The following is an 18814-nucleotide window of genomic DNA, read 5'->3' on the forward strand; positions in this document are numbered from 1 at the left end:
GACCGCACGACGAAAGGGTCGCATCCGCCGAGCGGCTGCGACCCTTTCGTCGTCTCGTCGTGCTTCCCCGCTGCCGGGGGTCAGAGCACCCGCACCGCGCCGGACGGCGGGTCGTACGACAGGGGCTTCTCGACCACACCGGTGGACGGGTTCTGCGCGCCCACGAACATGCCGCCACCGACGTACACAGCCACGTGGTAGGCGCTGCCCGCGCCGCCCCAGTAGAGGATGTCGCCCGGCTGGAGGTTGTCCAGCGACACCTGGGTGCCGGCGGTGGACTGGTCCTGGGAGACGCGCGGCAGGTCGACGCCGACCTGCCGGAAGGCGGCCTGCACCAGGCCCGAACAGTCCCACGAGTTGGGGCCGGTGCCGCCGGAGACGTACGCGTCGCCGACCTGCGCCCGCACGAAGGCGATGACGGCCGCGGCCGAACCCGTCGCCGCGGACGCGGACGCGCTGACGCTGCTGGAACCGGTGTCCGCGGACGCGGCGAGGGTGGTCCGCTGGGAGTCGCGCGAGGCGCGCTCGGCGGCGGCCTGACGGGCCTCCTCCGCGGCCTTCTTGCGGGCCTCGGCCTTCTTGGCGGCGGCCAGGTCCTTCGCGGCCTCCTTGGCCGCCGCGGCGGCGGCCGCGTCACGCTCCGCCTGGAGCTGGTAGTTCGCGGCGGCCAGCTGCGTGGCCTCCGCGGACTGGGCGACCTGTGCGGACAGATCGGCCGTCAGGGTGGGCAGTTCGAGCGTCTGCGTCACCGGCTCGGCCGCGTTCGCCGCGGCCGAGGCTCCGGCCACTGCCACGGTGCTGAGGATGCCACCGGCGACTCCGGCCCGCATCGCGATCGTCGACGCGGTGCGGGAGCGGGGTTTCCGGTGGCTGCGTATGTGAGCGGTGTGGGACATGGGTACAAGCGGTACCAGGGGCTCCTCCATACCTTCAAGAAACGTGTGCTGCGCCACAATTGCTCAATGCGCGCCCCAACTCACCGGCGTCCGGTTCTTTATTGACGCCGTAACGGACATTGTGGACGCAGGTGATCATGCCTGTGATCATGGGCTTTCGCTGTTACGCCCGAATTGCCCGCCGCTTACCATTGGTTGAGGCCGTTGGCCAAGCCCGCTTCTCAGGCTCCTCTCATCATGTGGCGGAGGTCACGGAACGATCACCGGGCCGGCCGCGTCCGACGGCCACGGAGCCTGCCGGTCCGCTCGTGAACGCGCGCACGCGGCCGCCCGTCGTCCACATCCGCCCCTCGCGTCCCTCTGATGTGTGAACGCGGTCCTCTACCAAGGCCCCGCGTCCAACGCCAATTTGCATGCAAGGGAACCCTCTTGATATGGAGACGCCCCCTCCTGCCTGCGATGACGAGCGAGAATGTCACTTCTTGTGATCACTCTGACGCTTCGCGTATGAAGATCACCGCTGATATGACTTCATGATCCTTCGTCAGGTGGTGGAGATCACAAAGCTTGTGCAATACCCCGTGTCGCAGATCACAGAGCCGCAGGCATAAGATGCGAGGCAGTTGGGCTTGTGACCTGCTTCACATGTTCTCGATCTTCGCCGGGACGAGCGGGGTTCGTGGGGCGCGTGGGGTGGGCGTGAGCCCGGATGCAACCGCCAGCAGTCAGTGCCGACTGAGAGGAGCGAGGAGCGGTGAACGCGTATGCGCCCATCCTCGTACTGGGAGCCCTCGGGGCAGGCTTTGCGATCTTCTCCGTGGTCATGGCCACGCTGATCGGTCCGAAGCGGTACAACCGCGCCAAGCTCGAAGCCTACGAGTGCGGCATCGAGCCGACCCCCACGCCGGCCGGCGGCGGGCGCTTCCCCATCAAGTACTACCTGACGGCGATGCTCTTCATCGTCTTCGACATCGAGATCGTCTTCCTCTACCCGTGGGCGGTCACCTTCGACGCCCTGGGTGTTTTCGGGCTCGTGGAGATGCTGCTCTTCGTGCTCACCGTCTTCGTCGCGTACGCGTACGTATGGCGGCGCGGCGGCCTGGAATGGGACTGAGGGGCTTAACGACATGGGACTCGAAGAAAAGCTGCCGAGCGGCTTCCTGCTGACCACCGTCGAGCAGGCCGCGGGCTGGGTGCGCAAGGCGTCCGTCTTCCCCGCCACCTTCGGACTCGCCTGCTGCGCCATCGAGATGATGACCACCGGCGCCGGGCGCTACGACCTGGCCCGCTTCGGCATGGAGGTCTTCCGCGGCTCACCCCGTCAGGCGGACCTGATGATCGTCGCCGGCCGGGTCAGCCAGAAGATGGCGCCGGTGCTGCGGCAGGTCTACGACCAGATGCCCAACCCCAAGTGGGTCATCTCCATGGGCGTGTGCGCGTCCTCCGGCGGCATGTTCAACAACTACGCGATCGTCCAGGGCGTCGACCACGTCGTCCCGGTCGACATCTACCTGCCCGGCTGCCCGCCGCGCCCCGAGATGCTGATGGACGCGATCCTCAAGCTCCACCAAAAGATCCAGAACTCCAAGCTGGGCGTGAACGCCGAGGAGGCGGCCCGCGAGGCGGAGGAAGCGGCGCTCAAGGCCCTGCCCACGATCGAGATGAAGGGGCTGCTGCGGTGAGCGACGCGAACGGCACCCACGGCGCGAAGCAGCCGGACGGGGCGAACGGCACCCCCGGCGCGAAGGGACCGGACGGCGCGAAGGCCGACGGGCCGGCCGAGGTGAAGGCGGAGCAGCCGGCCGCGGTGAAGGCGGAGCAGCCGGACGGCGCGGAGGCGGCCGAGCCGGCCGATGCCACGGCGGGCGGCGCGGCCGCGGCCAAGGGCGTCACCGAGGCGCAGGGCGTGGCCGGTCCGAACCCCGACAAGGACCTTTCCGCCTCCAACCTCCCCGGCCAGCGAGGCCAGGGCGGCGAGGAGATCCGCGTCCAGCGCGGCATGTTCGGTGCCGCGGGCGGCGGCGACACCTCCGGCTACGGCGGCCTGGTCCGCTCGGTCCGGCTCCCGGGCCCGGCGAGCCGTCCCTACGGCGGCTGGTTCGACGAGGTCGCCGACGAGCTCGAGGGCGCGCTGGAGGAGCAGGGGCTCCTCCCCGACAACGCCATCGAGAAGACGGTCGTCGACCGCGGCGAGCTGACCTTCCACATCGAGCGCGAGCACCTGCCGCGCGTCGCCCGCACCCTGCGCGACGACCCGGCCCTGCGCTTCGAACTGTGCACGGGCGTCAGCGGCGTGCACTACCCGCACGACAAGGGCCGCGAGCTTCACGCCGTCTACCACCTGCGCTCGATCACCCACAACCGGCTGATCCGCCTCGAAGTCAGCGCCCCCGACGCCGACCCGCGCATCCCGTCCCTGGTCTCCGTCTACCCGACGAACGACTGGCACGAGCGCGAGACGTACGACTTCTTCGGCATCGTCTTCGACGGTCACCCGGCCCTGACGCGGATCATGATGCCGGACGACTGGCAGGGCCATCCGCAGCGCAAGGACTATCCCCTCGGCGGCATCCCCGTCGAGTACAAGGGCGCCCAGATCCCGGCTCCGGACCAGCGGAGGTCGTACTCGTGAGCACGCAGTCAGCATCCGCCGCATCGGCGGCCTCGGCGCGCGAGACCACCGAGGGAACCGTCTACACCGTCACCGGCGGCGACTGGGACGAGGTCGTCCGGTCCGCGGCCCGCGCCGACGACGAGCGCATCGTCGTCAACATGGGTCCCCAGCACCCCTCCACCCACGGCGTGCTCCGGCTCATCCTGGAGATCGAGGGCGAGACGGTCACCGAGGCCCGCTGCGGCATCGGCTACCTCCACACCGGCATCGAGAAGAACCTCGAGTACCGGACCTGGACGCAGGGCACCACGTTCGTGACGCGCATGGACTACCTGACGTCCTTCTTCAACGAGACCGCCTACTGTCTCGCCGTCGAGAAGCTCCTCGGCATCGAGGACCAGATCACCGAGCGCGCCAAGATCATCCGGGTGCTCCTGATGGAGCTGAACCGGCTCTCCTCCCACCTGGTGTGCATCGCCACCGGCGGCATGGAGCTCGGCGCCACCACGATCATGATCTACGGGTTCCGCGATCGTGAAATGATTCTCGACCTCTACGAGCTCATCACGGGCCTGCGCATGAACCACGCGTACATCCGGCCCGGCGGACTCGCCCAGGACCTGCCGCCCGGCGCGGTGGACCAGATCCGCGAGTTCGTGAAGAAGATGCAGCGGAACATCCCGGAGTACGACAAGCTCGCCACCGGGAACCCCATCTTCAAGGCCCGCATGCAGGACATCGGCTACCTCGACCTGGCCGGCTGCATGGCCCTCGGCGCCACCGGCCCCATCCTGCGCTCCACCGGCCTGCCGCACGACCTGCGCAAGGCCCAGCCCTACTGCGACTACGAGACGTACGACTTCGACGTCCCGACCGCCGACTCCTGCGACGCCTACGGCCGCTTCCTCATCCGCATCGAGGAGATGCGCCAGTCGCTGCGGATCATCGAGCAGTGCCTGGACCGGCTCGAGCCCGGCCCCGTGATGGTCGCCGACAAGAAGATCGCCTGGCCCGCCCAGCTCGCCCTGGGACCCGACGGGCTCGGCAACTCCCTCGACCACATCAAGAAGATCATGGGCACCTCCATGGAGGCCCTGATCCACCACTTCAAGCTGGTCACCGAGGGCTTCCGCGTCCCGCCCGGACAGGCGTACGCGGCCGTCGAGTCGCCCAAGGGAGAACTCGGGGTGCACGCCGTGTCCGACGGCGCCACCCGCCCCTACCGGGTCCACTTCCGTGACCCGTCCTTCACCAACCTGCAGGCCATGGCGGCGATGTGCGAGGGCGGCCAGGTCGCCGACGTCATCGTCGCCGTCGCGTCCATCGACCCCGTGATGGGAGGCGTCGACCGGTGACCACCAGTTCTTCGGAGCGGGGCGTCAGCCTGGGCATGCCCGAACTGCCCGCACCCGCCTACCCGGACGACGTCCGAGCCCGGCTCGAGGCGGACGCGCGCGAGATCGTCGCGCGCTACCCCGACTCCCGCTCCGCGCTCCTGCCGCTGCTGCACCTCGTGCAGTCCGAGGAGGGTTACGTCACCCGCACCGGGATGCAGTTCTGCGCGGACGTCCTCGGCCTGACCACCGCCGAGGTCACCGCCGTCGCCACCTTCTACACCATGTACCGGCGCAAGCCGAGCGGTGACTACCAGGTGGGCGTCTGCACCAACACCCTGTGCGCGGTGATGGGCGGCGACGCCATCTTCGAGGCGCTCCAGGACCACCTCGGCGTCGGCAACGGCGAGACCACCGACGACGGGAAGATCACCCTGGAGCACATCGAGTGCAACGCGGCCTGCGACTTCGCGCCGGTCGTGATGGTCAACTGGGAGTTCTTCGACAACCAGGACGTGCACAGCGCCAAGCGCCTGGTGGACGACCTGCGCACCGGGGCGACCGTCTCGCCCACGCGCGGGGCGCCGCTGTGCACCTTCAAGGAGACCGCGCGGATCCTGGCCGGCTTCCCCGACGAGCGCGACGGGGCCGTCGAGGCGGGCGGCAGCGCGGGACCGGCGTCGCTGGTCGGACTGCGCCTGGCCAAGGGGGAGGCCGCGCCCGCGCGTGTGGTCCATCCGCGCGACGGCGGCCCGCACGACGAGACGCACGGCGGCACGGTGCACGAGCCGTCGCCGAACGAACACCTCAGTTCGCACGACGCGCCGCAGGACACGTCGGCCTCCGACCCGGCCCACCCGGCTGGGCCCGCCGCCGAGGAGGGGGAGTGATGACCTTGGCACCCGAACTGAAGGACACCGGCCCCGAGAAGCTGCTCGCGCCCGTGCTGTCGGCCTTCTGGGACGAGGACCGGTCCTGGACCCTCGACGTCTACCGCAGGCACGAGGGGTACGAGGGGCTCCGCAAGGCGCTCGCCATGTCACCGGACGACCTGATCGCGTACGTCAAGGACTCCGGTCTGCGCGGGCGCGGCGGCGCGGGGTTCCCGACGGGGATGAAGTGGCAGTTCATCCCCCAGGGCGACGGAAAGCCGCACTATCTCGTTGTCAACGCCGACGAGTCGGAGCCGGGGACGTGCAAGGACATCCCGCTCCTCTTCGCGAACCCGCACAGCCTCATCGAGGGCATCGTCATCGCGTGCTACGCCATCAGGTCCTCGCACGCGTTCATCTACCTGCGGGGTGAGGTCGTCCCCGTGCTGCGGCGGTTGCACGCGGCCGTGCGCGAGGCCTACGAGGCCGGCTACCTGGGCGAGAACGTCCTCGGCAGCGGACTCGACCTCGAACTCACCGTGCACGCGGGCGCGGGCGCGTACATCTGCGGTGAGGAGACCGCGCTGCTGGACTCCCTCGAAGGCCGCCGGGGTCAACCGCGGCTCCGTCCTCCCTTCCCTGCTGTCGCGGGCCTGTACGCGTGCCCCACTGTCGTGAACAACGTCGAGTCGATCGCGTCGGTTCCCGCGATCCTGCAGCGGGGCAAGGACTGGTTCCGCTCCATGGGCAGCGAGAAGTCCCCGGGCTTCACGCTGTACTCGCTCAGCGGCCACGTCGCCAGCCCCGGCCAGTACGAGGCCCCCCTCGGCATCACCCTGCGCCAGCTCCTGGAGATGAGCGGCGGGATGCGGCCGGGCCACCGGCTGAAGTTCTGGACGCCGGGCGGCTCCTCCACGCCGATGTTCACCGACGAGCACCTGGACGTCCCCCTCGACTACGAGGGGGTGGGCGCCGCCGGTTCCATGCTCGGCACCAAGGCGCTGCAGTGCTTCGACGAGACCACCTGCGTGGTACGCGCCGTGACCCGCTGGACCGAGTTCTACGCCCACGAGTCCTGCGGCAAGTGCACGCCCTGCCGCGAGGGCACCTACTGGCTCGTGCAGCTGCTGCGCGACATCGAGGCCGGCAAGGGCGCCATGAGCGACCTCGACAAGCTGAACGACATCGCCGACAACATCAACGGCAAGTCGTTCTGCGCCCTCGGCGACGGCGCCGCCTCGCCGATCTTCTCCTCGCTGAAGTACTTCCGCGAGGAGTACGAGCAGCACATCACGGGCCGGGGCTGCCCCTTCGACCCGGCCAAGTCGACGGCCTGGGCGGACCGCCCGGAGGTGAACGCATGACCGTGACCACCAGTGCTCCCTCCGGCGGAGGAGAGGCGGCGGTCCCGCCGGAAGACCTCGTGTCGCTGACGATCGACGGCATCGGGATCAGCGTGCCCAAGGGCACCCTGGTCATCCGGGCCGCCGAACAGCTCGGCATCGAGATCCCCCGCTTCTGCGACCACCCCCTCCTCGACCCGGCGGGCGCCTGCCGCCAGTGCATCGTCGAGGTCGAGGGCCAGCGCAAGCCCATGGCGTCGTGCACCATCACCTGCACCGACGGCATGGTCGTGAAGACGCAGCTCACCTCGCCGGCCGCCGAGAAGGCCCAGCACGGCGTGATGGAGCTGCTGCTCATCAACCACCCGCTGGACTGCCCGGTCTGCGACAAGGGCGGCGAGTGCCCCCTGCAGAACCAGGCGATGTCCCACGGCAACGCCGAGTCCCGCTTCGAGGGCCGCAAGCGCACCTACGAGAAGCCCGTCCCCATCTCCACGCAGGTGCTGCTCGACCGCGAGCGGTGCGTGCTGTGCGCACGCTGCACCCGCTTCTCCAACCAGGTCGCCGGCGACCCGATGATCGAACTGATCGAGCGGGGCGCGCTGCAGCAGGTCGGCACCGGCGAGGGCGACCCGTTCGAGTCGTACTTCTCCGGCAACACCATCCAGATCTGCCCGGTCGGCGCGCTCACCTCGGCCGCCTACCGGTTCCGCTCCCGCCCCTTCGACCTGGTCTCCTCGCCGTCGGTGTGCGAGCACTGCTCCGGCGGCTGCGCCACCCGCACCGACCACCGGCGCGGCAAGGTCATGCGGCGCCTCGCGGCCGCCGACCCCGAGGTCAACGAGGAGTGGATCTGCGACAAGGGACGCTTCGCGTTCCGCTACGCGCAGCTCAAGGACCGGCTGGAGACGCCCCTCGTGCGCAACGCGGAGGGCGAGCTGGAGCCGGCCTCCTGGCCGGAGGCGCTGCAGATCGCCGCCCAGGGGCTGCTCGCCTCACGCGGCCGCACCGGCGTCCTGACCGGCGGCCGCCTCACCGTCGAGGACGCCTACGCGTACAGCAAGTTCGCGCGCGTGGCGCTCGACACCAACGACATCGACTTCCGCGCGCGCGTGCACAGCGGCGAGGAGGCCGACTTCCTCGCCGCCCGGGTCGCCGGCCGCGGCCGCGACCTCGACGGTACGGGCGTCACGTACACCGCCCTGGAGCAGGCGCCGGCCGTCCTGCTGGTCGGGTTCGAGGCCGAGGAGGAGGCGCCCGGCGTCTTCCTGCGGCTGCGCAAGGCCTGGCGCAAGCACGGGCAGAAGGTCTTCGCGCTGGCCACGCACACCACGCGCGGCCTGGAGAAGGCGGGCGGCACGCTGCTGCCGGCCGCCCCGGGCACCGAGACCGACTGGCTCGACGCGCTCGCCGGCCGGGTCGGCCTCGAAGGGGACGGTGCCCTCGCCGGCGAGGCGCTGCGCGCCGAGGGCGCGGTCATCGTCGTCGGTGAGCGGCTGGCCGCGGTGCCCGGCGGTCTCACCGCCGCCGCACGGGCCGCGACCGCGACCGGCGCCCGGCTGGTGTGGATCCCGCGCCGGGCCGGGGAGCGGGGCGCGATCGAGGCGGGTGCCCTGCCGTCGCTGCTGCCCGGCGGCCGGCCGGCCACCGACCCCCGCGCGCGCGACGAGGTCGCCGCCGTCTGGGGCGTCGCCGAACTGCCGCTGCGCTACGGCCGGGACACCGGCCAGATCATCCAGGCCGCCGCGGACGGCGAGCTGCAGGCGCTGCTCGTGGCGGGCGTCGAGCTCGCCGACCTGCCCGACCCCGCCCGCGCGCGTGCCGCCCTCGAGGAGGTCGGCTTCGTGGTGTCGCTGGAGCTGCGGCCCAGCGAGGTCACCCAGCGCGCCGACGTGGTCCTGCCCGTCGCCGCCGTCGCGGAGAAGCCCGGCGCCTTCCTCAACTGGGAGGGCAGGGTGCGCTTCTTCGACGCCGCGCTCAAGCCCGACCAGATGACCCGGCGCCTGGCGCCCACCGACGCGCGCGTGCTGCAGATGCTCGCCGATGCCATGGACGTCCACCTGGGCCTGCCGGACCTGCGCACCACGCGCGCGGAGATCGACCGCCTGGGCGCCTGGGAGGGTGCCCGGGCCGCCGACCCGCTGGACACCGGCGGCGCGCTGCCGCGGCCCGCGGCCGGTGAGGCCGTCCTCGCCGGGCACCGGCTGCTGCTCGACCGGGGCCTGCTGCAGGAGGGCGACGAGGCGCTCGCCGGGACCCGGCACGCGGCACGCGCGCGGGTCTCGCCGGCCACCGCCGCCGAGGCGGGCGTCACGGACGGCGAGCTGATCGCCGTCACCGGGCCCGCCGGAGCGGTCGAACTGCCGCTGCAGATCACCGAGATGCCCGACCGCGTGGTCTGGCTGCCGCTCAACTCCACCGGCCGGGGCGTCGCCTCCGACACCGGCGCGCGGCCCGGCTCCCTCGTCCGCATCGGCCCGGCGACGCCGGCCGCCGACGTCCCCCAGGAGGTGGAGGCATGAGCCGGTACTTCGCCGCTGAGGACCTCTCGATGTTCGGCCACGACCCCTGGTGGCTGGTCGTCGTCAAGGCGGTGTTCTGCTTCGCCTTCGTCATGCTGACCGTGCTGTTCTCCATCGTCTGGGAGCGCAAGGTCGTGGCGTGGATGCAGCTGCGCATCGGCCCCAACCGGCACGGCCCCTGGGGCATGCTCCAGTCGCTCGCCGACGGCGTGAAGCTGATGCTGAAGGAGGACGTCGTCGTCAAGCGCGCGGACAAGGTCGTCTACGTCCTCGCGCCGGTCATCGCGGTCGTCCCCGCGTTCATGGCGATCGCGGTGATCCCCTTCGGCCCGGCCGACAACGAGGTCTCGATCTTCGGCACGCGCACCACGATGCAGCTCACCGACCTGCCGATCGCGCTGCTGTACATCCTCGCGGTCGCCTCGGTCGGCATCTACGGCATCGTCCTGGCGGGCTGGAGCTCCGGCTCCACCTACCCGCTCCTCGGCGGCCTGCGCTCCTGCGCCCAGATGATCTCGTACGAGATCGCCATGGGCGCCGCGTTCGCCTCGGTGTTCCTCTACTCCGGCTCCATGTCGACCTCGACGATCGTCGACCAGCAGACGGACCGCTGGTACGTCCTGCTGCTGCCGGTGTCCTTCATCCTCTACATCGTCACCATGGTCGGCGAGACCAACCGCGCCCCCTTCGACATGCCCGAGTCCGAGGGCGACCTGGTGGGCGGCTTCAACACCGAGTACTCGTCGATCAAGTTCGCGCTGTTCATGCTCGCCGAGTACATCAACATGGTGACGGTGTCGGCGGTGTCGACCACCCTCTTCCTCGGCGGCTGGCGCGCCCCGTGGCCCGTCAGCACCTTCTGGGAGGGCGCGAACCACGGCTGGTGGCCGATGCTCTGGTTCGTCCTCAAGGTGCAGCTGTTGCTGTTCCTGTTCATCTGGCTGCGCGGCACGCTCCCGCGCGTGCGCTACGACCAGCTCATGAAGCTCGGCTGGAAGGTCCTCATCCCGGTCTCCGTGACCTGGCTGATGCTCGTCGCGACCGTGCGGACCCTGCGCAACGAGCACTACGACTTCGCCGACATCGCCCTCTACGTCGGCGGCGCCGTGCTGGCCCTGCTGCTGATCTCCTTCGTCGCCGACATGTTCCGCGAGAAGACCAAGGAGAGCGCGCAGGGCGCCGAACAGCCCCCCGGCTTCGACCCGATGGCGGGCGGGTTCCCCGTGCCGCCGCTGCCCGGACAGGAGCTGCCGCCGGTGCCCAGGCGCCGCCCGCGCCGGGAGCGGGCACTCATTGTCAGTGGCGGGGCCGATACTCAGAGTGACGGATCTCTGGAGGGAAAGGAGGCGTCCGATGGCTGAGGAGCCGAAGGAGTCCGAGCAGTTGAAGCCCGGCTTCATGAACCCCGTCGCCGGCTTCGGCGTGACCTTCAAGGCCATGTTCAAGAAGCGGCTGACCGAGCAGTACCCGGAGCAGCAGAAGATCACGGCTCCGCGGTTCCACGGACGGCACCAGCTCAACCGCCATCCGGACGGCCTGGAGAAGTGCGTCGGCTGCGAGCTGTGCGCCTGGGCCTGCCCCGCCGACGCCATCTACGTCGAGGGCGCGGACAACACGGAGGAGGAGCGCTACTCCCCGGGCGAGCGGTACGGGCGCGTCTACCAGATCAACTACGCCCGCTGCATCCTGTGCGGCCTGTGCATCGAGGCGTGCCCCACGCGCGCGCTCACGATGACCAACGAGTTCGAACTGGCCGACTCCAGCCGCGCGAACCTCATCTACACCAAGGAGCAGCTCCTCGCCGGGCTCGACGAGGGCATGGTCGACACGCCCCACGCGATCTACCCCGGCATGGACGAGCAGGACTACTACCGCGGGCTCGTGACCGAGGCCGCCCCCGGCACCGAGCGGCAGACCGCCCTCTCCAAGGGCGAGGCGCCCCAGGAGGCGTCGTCCACCTTCGGGACGGACGAGCCGGCCTCACAGGAGGTGATCGGCCGATGAGCACCCCGCTCGCCGCCTACTCCACCTCCACCGGCGAGGCCGTCCAGTTCTGGGTCCTCGCCACCGTCGCGGTGATCGGCGCCCTGTGCACCGTCTTCATGAGGCGGGCCGTGCACAGCGCGCTCTGCCTCGCCGGCACCATGATCGTCCTGGCGGTGTTCTACCTCGCCAACGGCGCCTACTTCCTCGGCATCGTGCAGGTCGTCGTCTACACCGGCGCGATCATGATGCTGTTCCTGTTCGTGGTGATGCTCGTCGGCGTGACCGCGGCCGACTCCCTGAAGGAGACCATCAAGGGCCAGCGCTGGCTGGCCCTGCTGTGCGGGATCGGCTTCGGCGTCCTGCTGTTCGCCGGGATCGGCAACGCCTCCCTGAAGGAGTTCAACGGCCTCACCCAGGCCAACTCCGGCGGCAACGTCCAGGGGCTCGCGGAGAAGATCTTCACCAAGTACGTCTTCGCCTTCGAGATCACCGGCGCCCTGCTCATCACGGCCGCCGTCGGCGCCATGGTGCTCACCCACCGCGAGCGCACCGAACGCGCCCGCACCCAGCGCGAGCTGGCCGAGCAGCGCGTCCGCGAGGGCACGTACATCCCGCCGCTGCCCGCCCCCGGCGTGTACGCGCGGCACAACGCCGTCGACATCGCCGGCCTGCTGCCCGACGGCACCCCCTCCGAGCTCACCGTCAGCAAGACGCTGCGCGACCGCGGCCAGATCCGTGACGTGTCGGCCGAGGCGCTCAACGACCTCAAGGCCCTCGAACAGCGCGCCGGGGAACGCCTGGAGCGGACCCCGGTCGAACCGCCGCTGTTCAAACGGACCCCCGAGCGGACCTCCCAGCGCACCGAGGAGGCGTCGAAGTGAACCCGGTCAACTACCTCTACCTCGCCGCCCTGCTGTTCACCATCGGTGCCACGGGCGTGCTCATCCGGCGCAACGCGATCGTGGTGTTCATGTGCGTCGAGCTGATGCTCAACGCCTGCAACCTCGCCTTCGTCACGTTCTCCCGGATGCACGGCAACCTCGACGGCCAGATCATCGCCTTCTTCACGATGGTCGTCGCCGCCGCGGAGGTCGTGGTCGGACTCGCGATCATCGTGTCGGTGTTCCGCGCCCGCCACTCGGCCTCGGTCGACGACGCCAGCCTGATGAAGCTGTAAGGGGTCGGAAGAAACGTGGAGAACCTGATCGCGCTGCTCATCGCGGCGCCCCTGCTCGGAGCGGCCGTCCTCCTGGTCGGCGGCCGTCGGCTCGACGCCGTCGGCCACTGGATCGGCACGCTCCTGTCGGCCGTGTCCTTCGTGTTCGGCCTGATCCTCTTCAGCGACCTGCTCGGCAAGGACGCCGCGGACCGCACCCTGACCCAGCACCTGTTCAGCTGGATCCCGGTCCAGGGCTTCCAGGCGGACGTCACCTTCCGCCTCGACCAGCTCTCGATGACGTTCGTCCTGCTCATCACGGGCGTCGGATCGCTGATCCACCTGTACTCGGTCGGGTACATGGAGCACGACGAGCGGCGCCGCCGCTTCTTCGGCTACCTCAACCTGTTCCTCGCGGCGATGCTGCTGCTCGTCCTCGCCGACAACTACCTGCTGCTGTACGTCGGCTGGGAGGGCGTCGGTCTCGCCTCCTACCTGCTCATCGGCTTCTGGCAGCACAAGCCCAGCGCGGCCACCGCGGCGAAGAAGGCGTTCCTCGTCAACCGCGTCGGTGACGTGGGCCTGTCGATCGCCATCATGCTGATGTTCACCACCTTCGGGACCTTCGCCTTCGGGCCGGTGCTCGGCACCCACGAGGACCCCGGGCTGGTCGGCGGCGCCGGCGAGGGCAAGCTCACCGCGATCGCCCTGATGCTGCTGCTCGCCGCCTGCGGCAAGTCCGCCCAGGTGCCGCTGCAGTCCTGGCTCGGCGACGCCATGGAGGGCCCGACCCCGGTCTCCGCGCTCATCCACGCGGCGACCATGGTCACCGCCGGCGTCTACCTGATCGTCCGCTCGGGCACGATCTTCAACGCCGCGCCCGACGCGCAACTGGTCGTCACCGTCGTCGGCGCCGTCACGCTCCTGTTCGGTGCGATCGTCGGTTGCGCGAAGGACGACATCAAGAAGGCCCTGGCCGGATCGACCATGTCGCAGATCGGCTACATGGTGCTGGCGGCGGGCCTCGGACCGATCGGCTACGCCTTCGCGATCATGCACCTGGTGACGCACGGCTTCTTCAAGGCCGGGCTGTTCCTCGGCGCCGGCTCGGTCATGCACGGCATGAACGACGAGGTCGACATGCGCCGCTACGGCGGCCTGCGCAAGTACATGCCGATCACCTTCATCACGTTCGGCCTCGGCTACCTCGCCATCATCGGCTTCCCGGGACTGTCCGGCTTCTTCTCCAAGGACAAGATCATCGAGGCGGCGTTCGCCAAGGGCGGCACCGAGGGCTGGATCCTCGGCGCCTGCGCCCTGCTCGGCGCGGCCATCACCGCGTACTACATGACGCGCGTGATGCTGATGACGTTCTTCGGCGAGGAGCGCTGGCGCAACGCCCCGACCCCGTCGCCGGACCGGCCCAGCGTCGAGCCCGCCGCCGAGACCCGCGGCGAGCACACCGAGCCGCACCCGCACGAGTCGCCCAAGGTCATGACGATCCCCATGATCGTGCTGGCCGTCGGGTCGGTGTTCGCCGGCGCGTTCTTCAGCATCGGCGAGCGCTTCCTGCACTGGCTGGAGCCCGTCACCGGCTACGAGCACGGGGACTCCCCGGTCAGCGCCCTCACGGTCACCCTGGCCACCCTGGCGGTCCTGGTGATCGGGGTGGCGATCGCGTACGCGCAGTACGGCCGGCGCCCGGTCCCCGCCGTCGCCCCCCGCGGGTCGCTGCTCACCCGGGCCGCCCGCCGCGACCTGTACCAGGACGACTTCAACCACGTGGTCCTGGTGCGCGGCGGCGAACACCTCACCCGGTCCCTGGTCTACGTCGACCACACCCTGGTCGACGGCGTCGTCAACGGCACGGCGGCCTCCGTCGGCGGCCTGTCCGGGCGGATGCGCAGGCTGCAGAACGGCTTCGCGCGGTCGTACGCGGTCTCGATGTTCGGCGGTGCGGCCCTCCTGGTCGCCGCGACCCTGCTGATGAGGGCGGTCTGATACCGATGTCCTTTCCTCTGCTGACAGCGACGGCGGTGCTCCCGGCCATCGGGGCGATCGCCACGGCTGCCGTGCCGGCCGCGCGCCGCGACGCCGCCAAGGCGCTCGCGCTGCTCTTCTCGCTGGGCACGCTCGCCCTGGCGATCGCCGTCCTGGTGCGCTTCGACCCGGACGGCGACCGCTACCAGCTCACCGAATCGCACGCCTGGATCAAGGACTTCGGGGTGCGCTACGAACTGGGCGTCGACGGCATCGCGGTCGCACTGATCGCGCTGACCGCCCTGCTGATCCCGTTCATCCTCCTCGCCGGCTGGCACGACGCCGACCCGCTGGAGACCGGCAGCAAGCGGTGGCGTCCCACCCAGGGCTTCTTCGCGCTGATCCTCGCCGTCGAGGCGATGGTGATCCTCTCCTTCGAGGCCACCGACGTCTTCCTCTTCTACATCTTCTTCGAAGCCATGCTGATCCCGATGTACTTCCTCATCGGCGGCTTCGGGGACCGGGCCCACGCGCACGGCGAGCAGGTCGCGTCCACGCAACGGTCGTACGCGGCCGTGAAGTTCCTCCTGTACAACCTCGTCGGCGGCCTGATCATGCTGGCCGCGGTGATCGGGCTGTACGTCGTCGCCGGGAACTTCAGCCTCCAGGAGATCGCCCAGGCGCGGGCCGCCGGCTCGCTCGACATGGCGACCAACACCGAACGCTGGCTGTTCCTCGGCTTCTTCTTCGCCTTCGCGGTGAAGGCACCCCTGTGGCCGCTGCACACCTGGCTGCCCAACGCCATGGGTGAGGCCACCGCCCCGGTCGCCGTGCTCATCACGGCGGTCGTCGACAAGGTGGGCACCTTCGCGATGCTCCGCTTCTGCCTCCAGCTCTTCCCGGAGGCCAGCAAGTGGGCGACGCCCGTCATCCTGGTGCTCGCCGTGATCAGCATCATCTACGGCGCGCTGCTGGCCGTCGGGCAGCGCGACATCAAGCGGCTGGTGGCGTACGCGTCGATCTCGCACTTCGGCTTCATCGTCATGGGCATCTTCGCGATGACCAGCCAGGGCCAGTCCGGCGCGACGCTGTACATGGTCAACCACGGCCTGTCCACGGCCGCGCTGATGCTCGTCGCCGGCTTCCTCATCTCGCGGCGCGGCTCGCGGCTCATCGCCGACTACGGCGGCGTGCAGAAGGTCGCCCCGGTCCTCGCCGGCACGTTCCTGATCGGCGGCCTCGCCACGCTGTCGCTGCCGGGCCTGGCGCCGTTCGTCAGCGAGTTCCTGGTGCTGGTCGGCACGTTCACGCGGTACCCGGCGATCGGCATCGTCGCCACCTTCGGCATCGTGCTGGCCGCGCTCTACACCCTCGTCCTGTACCAGCGGACGATGACCGGCCCGGTCAAGCCGGAGGTCTCGGCGATGCCGGACCTCAGGATGCGCGAGCTGCTGGTCGTCGGGCCGCTCGTCGTCCTGCTCATCGCCCTCGGCGTCTACCCCAAGCCCGTCGCGGACATCGTCAACCCGGCGGTCAAGCAGACCATGTCCGACGTACACAAGAGCGACCCCAAGCCCGAGGTGGAGGCGGCCAAGTGAGCGCAGTAGCCGTCCACAGCCTGTGGACAACCGCGGCCGGTCCGATCACCAAGATCGACCCGCCGAAGATCGAATACGGGCAGCTGTCGCCCACCCTGATCGTCGTGGGCGCGGCGATCGTCGGAGTACTGGTCGAGGCGTTCGTGCCGCGCAAGTCCCGCTACTACGCCCAGCTCTTCGTGTCGGTCGTGGCCCTGTGCGCCGCCTTCGCGGCGGTCGTCGCGCTCGCGGCCGACGGCTACGGCACCACCAAGGCGCACATCGCCGCCATGGGCGCCGTCGCCGTCGACGGACCCGCGCTGTTCCTGCAGGGCACGATCCTGCTGGCCGCGCTGGTCGGCCTGTTCACCTTCGCCGAGCGCAAACTGGACCCCCAGGCGCACGGCAACCACGTCGACTCCTTCGCCGCGCAGGCCGCCTCCGTGCCCGGCAGCGACAGCGAGCAGGCCGCCGTGAGGGCCGGCTTCACCACCACCGAGGTGTTCCCACTGCTGCTCTTCGCGGTCACGGGCATGCTGATCTTCCCGGCGGCCAACGACCTGCTGACGCTGTTCGTGGCCCTGGAGGTCTTCTCCCTGCCGCTGTACCTGCTGTGCGCCCTGGCCCGCCGCAAGCGGCTCATGTCGCAGGAAGCCGCCGTCAAGTACTTCCTGCTCGGGGCGTTCGCCTCCGCGTTCACCCTGTTCGGCATCGCCCTGCTCTACGGGTACGCGGGCTCGGTGTCCTACGCGACGATCTCCCAGGTCGTCGACGGCACCCTCACCACGGTCGACCCGGCGCTCGCCGGCACCATGGGCAACGACGCGCTGCTGCTCATCGGCACCGCGCTGATCGTGATGGGCCTGCTGTTCAAGGTGGGCGCGGTGCCCTTCCACATGTGGACGCCCGACGTCTACCAGGGCGCCCCGACCCCCGTCACCGGCTTCATGGCTGCCGCCACCAAGGTCGCCGCCTTCGGCGCCCTGCTGCGGATCCTGTACGTCGTCCTGCCCGGCCTGCGCTGGGACTGGCGGCCGGTCATGTGGGGCGTGGCGATCATCACCATGCTCGGCGGCGCGATCGTCGCGATCACGCAGACCGACATCAAGCGGCTGCTGGCGTACTCGTCGATCGCGCACGCGGGCTTCATCCTCGCCGGTGTCATCGCCACCAACCCGGACGGTGTGTCGTCCGTCCTCTTCTACCTGGCCGCGTACTCCTTCGTGACGATCGGCGCCTTCGCCGTCGTCACCCTGGTGCGCGACGCGGGCGGCGAGGCGACCCACCTGTCCAAGTGGGCGGGGCTGGGCCGGCGGTCGCCGCTGGTGGCGGCCGTGTTCGCGGTGTTCCTGCTGGCCTTCGCGGGCATCCCGCTGACGTCCGGCTTCGCGGGCAAGTTCGCCGTCTTCAAGGCCGCCGCGGAGGGCGGCGCCGGCCCGCTGGTCGTGGTCGGTGTGATCTCGTCGGCCATCGCCGCGTTCTTCTACATCCGCGTGATCGTGCTGATGTTCTTCAGCGAGCCGCGGCCCGAGGGCCCGACCGTCGCGGTGCCCTCGCCGTTGACGATGACGGCGATCGGTGTCGGCGTGGCGGTCACGCTGGTGCTGGGTGTGGCGCCGCAGTACTTCCTGGATCTGGCGGGCCAGGCGGGCGTCTTCGTGCGCTGAGACACGGCCGAACGCCTTACGGGTCGTATGGCACCGGGGCCCCGGCTCCTCCTCGGAGGGGCCGGGGCCTTGTGGCGTGATGCGGCGTGATGCGGCGCGCTGCGGAGGACGGCGTGGGTCAGTTGTGCGAGGTGCTCATGGAGGCGGTGGCCGTTGGACACGTCACCCGGGGGTTCCACTGGGCGAAGGTGCCCTTCGGGTTGTGCTTGTACAGCCACGCGTGCAGGTCGTAGTGGCGCGGCATCCCCGGGTAGTGCCCGTCCATGGGGCCCTGGAAGTCTTGCCCGAACAGCCGCGGCCGGGTGCCGCCGGCGTCGTCGACCGGGACGACCCACTCGACGCCGGCGAGGCGCCGCCCGCCGTGCCCGTCGTCCTCGTAGAGCAGGCCCGCCGGCCTGGCGGGGTCCAGTGACCCGAACAGTGCCTCGTTGAAGTAGTGGAAACCCATGCCGCCCTCGTCGCGGGCCATGCACAGATGCTCCTCGTAGCCGTCGGCGAGCGCGCGTGGCAGGGACCGGTACTTCAAGGTCGCCTCGTACGTCCTCGTCAGCCGCAGCAGCGCGCCCGGATCCGGGCTCGCGGCACGCCCGTGTGCACCGCGGTCGGCGGACCCGCCGTGGACCGGGGCGGTGGCGACGGCGGAGGAGGCGGCGGGCAGGGAGAGGGCGAGTGAGGCGGCCAGGGTGAGGGCGGTCTTCGCGAGCCGGACGGGCATGGGGGAACTCCTCGGTGGGTCCTCGGGGGTGGTGGCGGGGGTGCGGGCTGGTGGCCGGGAGGGGTGAGAGAGGTGGGAGGAGGTTGGGGGGAAGTGCCGGTAGCGGGAGGCGGGAGGCGGGAGGCGGGGGAGCGTGGGCGGGCGCCGGGTCA

16 protein-coding genes are annotated in these 18814 nt (G+C 70.3%); 14 read left to right on the forward strand and 2 right to left on the reverse strand.

Annotation, left to right across the window (positions count from 1 at the left end; translation table 11 throughout):
• Positions 1 to 80: 80 nt before the first annotated feature.
• Positions 81 to 896 (reverse strand): C40 family peptidase, encoded by an 816-nt coding sequence (locus E4U92_RS26120; RefSeq protein ID WP_137302917.1) that lies wholly within the window; start codon positions 894 to 896, stop codon positions 81 to 83.
• A gap of 754 nt (positions 897 to 1650) precedes the next feature.
• Here E4U92_RS26120 and E4U92_RS26125 point away from each other — a divergent pair.
• The 14 genes from E4U92_RS26125 (at position 1651) to nuoN (ending at position 17947) form a co-directional block, all read left to right on the forward strand.
• Positions 1651 to 2010 (forward strand): NADH-quinone oxidoreductase subunit A, encoded by a 360-nt coding sequence (locus E4U92_RS26125; protein ID WP_007383963.1) that lies wholly within the window; start codon positions 1651 to 1653, stop codon positions 2008 to 2010.
• Between the two features lie 13 nt (positions 2011 to 2023).
• On the forward strand, positions 2024 to 2578 hold the full coding sequence (locus E4U92_RS26130; protein WP_137302918.1) for a NuoB/complex I 20 kDa subunit family protein: 555 nt from the start codon (positions 2024 to 2026) through the stop codon (positions 2576 to 2578).
• Between the two features lie 224 nt (positions 2579 to 2802).
• Positions 2803 to 3528, forward strand: coding sequence for an NADH-quinone oxidoreductase subunit C (locus tag E4U92_RS26135; RefSeq protein WP_137302960.1), 726 nt, complete (start codon positions 2803 to 2805; stop codon positions 3526 to 3528).
• Positions 3525 to 4865, forward strand: a complete 1341-nt coding sequence (locus E4U92_RS26140) for an NADH-quinone oxidoreductase subunit D (RefSeq protein WP_137302919.1) — start codon at positions 3525 to 3527, stop codon at positions 4863 to 4865. Before E4U92_RS26135 ends, E4U92_RS26140 begins: the two co-directional genes overlap by 4 nt.
• The gene (gene nuoE, locus E4U92_RS26145) at positions 4862 to 5734 is read left to right on the forward strand and encodes an NADH-quinone oxidoreductase subunit NuoE (protein WP_137302920.1); all 873 of its coding nucleotides are present in this window, start codon (positions 4862 to 4864) and stop codon (positions 5732 to 5734) included. Before E4U92_RS26140 ends, nuoE begins: the two co-directional genes overlap by 4 nt.
• Complete coding sequence (gene nuoF / locus E4U92_RS26150; protein ID WP_137302921.1) at positions 5734 to 7080, forward strand: NADH-quinone oxidoreductase subunit NuoF; 1347 nt, start codon at positions 5734 to 5736, stop codon at positions 7078 to 7080. The genes nuoE and nuoF overlap by 1 nt, the downstream gene beginning before the upstream one ends.
• Positions 7077 to 9581: an NADH-quinone oxidoreductase subunit G gene (locus E4U92_RS26155; protein WP_137302922.1), complete on the forward strand. Its 2505-nt coding sequence runs from the start codon at positions 7077 to 7079 to the stop codon at positions 9579 to 9581. Before nuoF ends, E4U92_RS26155 begins: the two co-directional genes overlap by 4 nt.
• The gene (nuoH, locus tag E4U92_RS26160) at positions 9578 to 10942 is read left to right on the forward strand and encodes an NADH-quinone oxidoreductase subunit NuoH (protein WP_137302923.1); all 1365 of its coding nucleotides are present in this window, start codon (positions 9578 to 9580) and stop codon (positions 10940 to 10942) included. The genes E4U92_RS26155 and nuoH overlap by 4 nt, the downstream gene beginning before the upstream one ends.
• Positions 10935 to 11585: an NADH-quinone oxidoreductase subunit NuoI gene (gene nuoI, locus E4U92_RS26165; RefSeq protein WP_137302924.1), complete on the forward strand. Its 651-nt coding sequence runs from the start codon at positions 10935 to 10937 to the stop codon at positions 11583 to 11585. Before nuoH ends, nuoI begins: the two co-directional genes overlap by 8 nt.
• A complete protein-coding gene (locus E4U92_RS26170) occupies positions 11582 to 12448 on the forward strand; it encodes an NADH-quinone oxidoreductase subunit J (protein WP_137302925.1) in 867 nt (288 codons plus the stop codon). Before nuoI ends, E4U92_RS26170 begins: the two co-directional genes overlap by 4 nt.
• On the forward strand, positions 12445 to 12744 hold the full coding sequence (gene nuoK, locus E4U92_RS26175) for an NADH-quinone oxidoreductase subunit NuoK (RefSeq protein WP_137302926.1): 300 nt from the start codon (positions 12445 to 12447) through the stop codon (positions 12742 to 12744). The genes E4U92_RS26170 and nuoK overlap by 4 nt, the downstream gene beginning before the upstream one ends.
• Positions 12745 to 12759: 15 nt before the next feature.
• On the forward strand, positions 12760 to 14724 hold the full coding sequence (gene nuoL, locus E4U92_RS26180; protein WP_137302927.1) for an NADH-quinone oxidoreductase subunit L: 1965 nt from the start codon (positions 12760 to 12762) through the stop codon (positions 14722 to 14724).
• 5 nt (positions 14725 to 14729) lie between these two features.
• Positions 14730 to 16301, forward strand: coding sequence for an NADH-quinone oxidoreductase subunit M (locus tag E4U92_RS26185; RefSeq protein WP_137302928.1), 1572 nt, complete (start codon positions 14730 to 14732; stop codon positions 16299 to 16301).
• Positions 16298 to 17947: an NADH-quinone oxidoreductase subunit NuoN gene (gene nuoN / locus E4U92_RS26190; RefSeq protein WP_137302929.1), complete on the forward strand. Its 1650-nt coding sequence runs from the start codon at positions 16298 to 16300 to the stop codon at positions 17945 to 17947. Before E4U92_RS26185 ends, nuoN begins: the two co-directional genes overlap by 4 nt.
• 118 nt (positions 17948 to 18065) lie before the next feature.
• Here nuoN and E4U92_RS26195 read toward each other — a convergent pair whose 3' ends face one another.
• The gene (locus E4U92_RS26195; protein ID WP_137302930.1) at positions 18066 to 18662 is read right to left on the reverse strand and encodes a hypothetical protein; all 597 of its coding nucleotides are present in this window, start codon (positions 18660 to 18662) and stop codon (positions 18066 to 18068) included.
• Positions 18663 to 18814: the final 152 nt, after the last annotated feature.

This window comes from Streptomyces galbus (assembly GCF_005280195.1).
Lineage (GTDB): Bacteria > Actinomycetota > Actinomycetes > Streptomycetales > Streptomycetaceae > Streptomyces > Streptomyces galbus.